The sequence below is a fragment of the Hyphomonas sp. UBA3601 genome (assembly GCF_002375605.1).
In the GTDB taxonomy this organism is placed as follows: Bacteria; Pseudomonadota; Alphaproteobacteria; order Caulobacterales; family Hyphomonadaceae; genus Hyphomonas.
In genome coordinates, this window is the sequence record NZ_DFME01000031.1 from 2,058 (window position 1) to 6,325 (window position 4,268).

Below are 4,268 nucleotides of genomic sequence, written 5' to 3' on the forward strand. Positions count from 1 at the left end.
GCGGGCTGCGCCATAGTCAGGCAATCGGAGACTATGTGTTGGCGCATGCCTATTTGCGAGAAGACCATGTGCTCGACGCTGTTCTACCGCCGGAAATTCCCGTGCCGCCAATTGCCGAAGTGCAAGTCGCGCTGCAACAGGCGGCTGCGTCTGTGACGGGTGAGGACGAGAAACAGTTGAAACGGCGGTTGCGGACCGGAACGGTTGTGACCACGGATGATCGGAACTGGGAACTGCGCTTCTCTGCGTCCGCGCGCCGGTTCAACAAATCCCGAGCAATTGCGATCGATATGGAAAGCGCGACAATTGCTGCGAATGGCTTCCGCCTGCGCGTTCCATATGGTGTGCTGCTCTGCGTATCGGACAAACCTCTCCACGGTGAGATCAAGCTGCCGGGTGCGGCGAACCGCTTTTATGAGCGGGCCATTGGCGAGCATATTCGTATCGGAATAGAAACACTGGAACGTTTGTCGGCGGACAAAGGTGCGAAGCTGCACAGCCGCAAACTGCGCGCCTTTGATGAGCCACCGTTCAGATAGGCAGAGCCGTCTGGCAACAAAAAAAGGCGCAAGGCCCGGAAAACCGAAAACCTTGCGCCTTCGCCCTGGCTCACCTGAGCCCAAGCCTGTCTACTGCAGTTTGGTAATCTTTGTGCCTTCAATGCTGATGCCAGCCATCAGGCCTTTCTGGTCGAAAACAAATGCGTACGCGTCTTCCTTCAGTGTAGACGTGGAGAGGTTTTCTGCAACGCCCGCATTCACAAGAACCACAGTTGGTCCGACGCCGATCTCCCAGCCTTCGGATTTCTTGAGGTAGTCCACCGCATCATCATTCATCAGGAAGACAGCATAACCATATGACTGTGCGCCAGCCTGCAGCCCCCAGGACCCGGTGAATGAGCTGTAGTAATCAACAGTCGATCCACCACGGATCAGCTCGCCTTCGCCATACGCTCCGCCGACCCCCAGTCCGGCCTTGACCATGGATGGGAAGACCAGAACCGCGCGAGACTGGCTGTTTATGGCGCGGGCAGCGGCGTTCTCGCTGACCAGCTTGTTGAGAGCGGCGCGGCTCCCAGCGTCAATCTGCGCGCGGTCCACTTCGTCTGGGAGGGATGAGCAGGCGCTGAGGCCGAGGGAAGTACTGGCGGCGAGGCAACCTGCAAGCAGGGCAGAACGAAACTTCATCATGGACTTTGCTCCTTCATGACATCAGTACGCTTGAACTCCGGATTCCGGGCAAGGTTCCCGGAAGCGAGACACAAGATACCGCACTTTCGTTGACTTGTATCAATCAGCTGATCGGCTTTCCACCGGTCACGCCAATGATTTCGCCGCTGATATAGCTCGACTCCTGCGAGGCGAGGAAGACAAAGGTGGGTGCTAGTTCCGCTGGCTGGCCCGGCCGACCCATGGGCGTGCCCTTTCCGAATTCCTGCACTTTTTCCTGTGTTTGTCCGCCGGAGGGCTGGAGCGGCGTCCAGAATGGGCCCGGGGCAACGCCGTTAACGCGGACGCCGCGCTCGATCGCACCCTGAGCAATGGCCTCGGTGAAACCGCGAATGGCAAACTTGCTGGTGGCGTAGTCGAGCAGATAGGGAGCTGGGCTGAAGCCCTGATTGGACGTAACATTGATGATGGCCGCGCCGGGCGGCATGAGGGGGAGCGCAGCCTTGGTCAGCCAGAACATGGCATAGACATTGGTCTTCATGGTTTCATCGAACTGTTCATCGGAAATGTCTTCGATGCCCGGTTGGCGCACCTGCTTGCCCGCATTGTTCACCAGAATGTCGAGTCCGCCCATTCTCTCATGGGCTTCCTTGATCAGGGTATTGCAGAATTCCTTGTCGGTCAGATTGCCGGGCATGCGGTGTACGGCGTGGCCTTCGCCTTCCAGCAGGTCGCAGACCCAGTCGGCGTCTTCTTTCTCTTCGGGAAGGTAGTTGATGCAGATCTCTGCCCCTTCGCGGGCATAGGCGATGGCAATTGCGCGACCGATCCCCGAATCGCCACCGGTGATCAGTGCCTTGCGGTCCTTCAGGCGGCCGAAGCCCTGATAGCTGTTCTCGCCATGATCTGCTTTTGGCTCCATCTTGTGATCGAACCCTGGCTTGTCCTGCGGTTGCTTGGGGAAGGGCGGTTGTGGGTACTGCGTTCTTGGGTCACGCATGTCATATTGGGATTTGACGGTCTCGGTCATGGGGGCCTCTTTGAATTGGTGTGTCTCAATTCAACAGCGCCCAGGCCAACCGGTTCCCCTCATATTTCAGTCTCTGGTGGTTTCCCCTTGGACTCTCGGATTGCCGCGTCGTGAACGCAGCCTGAATGATCGACCCGGCCAATATTCAGGCTGGGTCCGGCTTTTGCCAGTCATGTGGCTGAAAAGAAGGGGAATAAACCATGCAAGACTGGTTCGATCAGATTGACATAAATCAGTATCTTCCGTCGGCGCTCTCGTGGGCGACCAATATCCTGCTCGCCCTGCTCATCCTGATTATAGGGTTCTGGATCGCCGGACGGGTCGGCAAGAGCATCCGAAATGCGGGTGAACGCAATGAGCGGTTGGACGACACGCTGTTTCGCTTCATGGGGAGCGTCGCGAAGTACGTTATCCTCGCTTTTGTCATCATTGCGGTCTTGAACCGTTTTGGCGTTGAGACGACCTCCATCGTGGCGCTGCTCGGCGCGGCCAGCCTCGCGGTCGGCCTGGCTCTGCAGGGAGCGATGTCGAATCTCGCGGCGGGGGTCATGCTGATGGTGTTCCGCCCCTACAGGGTGGGCGATTTCATTGACGCGGCTGGGAAGTTTGGGAAGGTGGACGAGATCACCCTGTTCACCACAGTGCTTCAGACATTCGACAATCAGCAGATCATTATTCCCAACGGCCAGATCTGGGGCGACCAGATCATCAATCACAGCCACCACCCGGTACGCGGTGTGGATATGCATTTCGGCGTGGCCTATGGCGAAGACATCGACAAGGCCCGCGCGACCATCGACAAGGTGCTGGCCGATCATCCTCACATCCTGAAGGATCCTGCACCCTTCGTTGAGGTCGAGACCCTCAATGACAGCTCGGTAGACTTCATCGTGCGGCCATTCTGTGAGGGCGCGCATTACTTCGATGTGCGCTATTCGCTTCCCGAGCAGGTGAAGAAGGCGCTGGATGCAGCTGGCATCGAGATTCCATTTCCCCATCGCAAGGTGATTGTGGTCAACGAAAACAGCTGAGCGGAAGGGGAGGGTCACAAAACCTTCCCCGACGCCCATCTGGACGATTGCGGCGTGGCGCGGTACCTCGCATCACATGACAGAGAGAATCTACACGCTTCAAGGCGTCCGCAACTTTCGTGACTTTGGCGGCTATGCTTCCCGCCACGGTGGACAGGTAAAGCGCGGCCGGTTGTTCCGGTCCGGGCACTATGCCGAGGCCACCGAAGAAGACCTGAGGGCACTTGGCGCACTGGGTATCCATCTGCAGGCAGACCTCCGCCGCCCGGACGAGCGCGAACGCAACGTGGCGCGCTGGTCTGCGCCCAATACGCTGACCCATGATGGGGGCCGGGAGCATGAAGCCCCGCATGCGCAATTCCTGAAGAAGGTCGAAGCGGACGCGCAAAAGGCCGATGACTGGATGAACGACTATTACGCGCTGGCACCGTTCAAGGCTCATCACGCTGAGCTGTTCTCTGGCTGGTTTGAGCACCTGGCCGGGCTGGAGGGTGACTCCGCGGGGCTCGTGAATTGCGCGGCTGGCAAGGATCGGACGGGCATTCTCTGCGCGCTGACACATCATGTGCTGGGCGTCGAGGAAGCGGACCTCCGCGCCGATTATGAGCTGACGAATACAGCCGTGAAGGTCGATGAATTCCTTCCGCAAGCGGCCGCCTTCTTCAATGAGCAGGTCGGCAAGGTATATGAACCTGAAGTGTTCCGGCCGTTTCTCGGTGTGCGGCTGCGCTATCTCGATACCGCCTTCAACGTGATTCACGACAAGCATGGAACCATCGATGCCTATCTGGCGGATGTGCTGGGTGTGGATGACGTCGCGCAGGAGCGCTTGCGAGCCCGATTGCTCGAGACCTAATCCTGCTGTGAGTAAATGAGATGAGCCCGCCCCATTGCGGCAGGGCCGCATGAGTCGCTAAAGTCCCGGCTGATGAGCGATTCCGAACTCCCCGAAGAACGCGACGACCAGACCTTCTCGATGTTCGGGGAGGATGAGGCGCCGAAATCGGCCGAATATCAGGTGCTCGCGCGCAAATACCG

The 4,268-nt window shown here is 58.5% G+C and carries 5 protein-coding genes; 3 read left to right on the forward strand and 2 right to left on the reverse strand.

Annotation, left to right across the window (positions count from 1 at the left end; all coding sequences use genetic code 11):
- Positions 1–539 (forward strand): AMP nucleosidase (locus tag B4F73_RS03235; RefSeq protein WP_290482490.1); only part of this gene is annotated, 539 nt, incomplete at its 5' end.
- Between the two features lie 90 nt (positions 540–629).
- Here the strand turns inward: B4F73_RS03235 and B4F73_RS03240 are convergent.
- Both B4F73_RS03240 and B4F73_RS03245 read right to left on the reverse strand, forming a co-directional pair.
- Positions 630–1,190 (reverse strand): YSC84-related protein, encoded by a 561-nt coding sequence (locus B4F73_RS03240; RefSeq protein ID WP_206992347.1) that lies wholly within the window; start codon positions 1,188–1,190, stop codon positions 630–632.
- Between the two features lie 103 nt (positions 1,191–1,293).
- Positions 1,294–2,199: an SDR family oxidoreductase gene (locus B4F73_RS03245; RefSeq protein ID WP_290481560.1), complete on the reverse strand. Its 906-nt coding sequence runs from the start codon at positions 2,197–2,199 to the stop codon at positions 1,294–1,296.
- Between the two features lie 200 nt (positions 2,200–2,399).
- Between B4F73_RS03245 and B4F73_RS03250 the strand changes: the two genes are divergently transcribed.
- Both B4F73_RS03250 and B4F73_RS03255 read left to right on the forward strand, forming a co-directional pair.
- Positions 2,400–3,230, forward strand: a complete 831-nt coding sequence (locus B4F73_RS03250) for a mechanosensitive ion channel family protein (protein ID WP_290482491.1) — start codon at positions 2,400–2,402, stop codon at positions 3,228–3,230.
- Between the two features lie 76 nt (positions 3,231–3,306).
- Positions 3,307–4,086, forward strand: coding sequence for a tyrosine-protein phosphatase (locus tag B4F73_RS03255; RefSeq protein ID WP_290482033.1), 780 nt, complete (start codon positions 3,307–3,309; stop codon positions 4,084–4,086).
- Positions 4,087–4,268: the final 182 nt, after the last annotated feature.

Bases quoted from the DNA above. Each gene is read 5' to 3' on its own strand.
- B4F73_RS03245 (WP_290481560.1), bottom strand. From the start codon at position 2,199: ATGACCGAGACCGTCAAATCCCAATATGACATGCGTGACCCAAGAACG.
- B4F73_RS03250 (WP_290482491.1), top strand. From the start codon at position 2,400: ATGCAAGACTGGTTCGATCAGATTGACATAAATCAGTATCTTCCGTCG.
- B4F73_RS03240 (WP_206992347.1), bottom strand. From the start codon at position 1,190: ATGATGAAGTTTCGTTCTGCCCTGCTTGCAGGTTGCCTCGCCGCCAGT.
- B4F73_RS03255 (WP_290482033.1), top strand. From the start codon at position 3,307: ATGACAGAGAGAATCTACACGCTTCAAGGCGTCCGCAACTTTCGTGAC.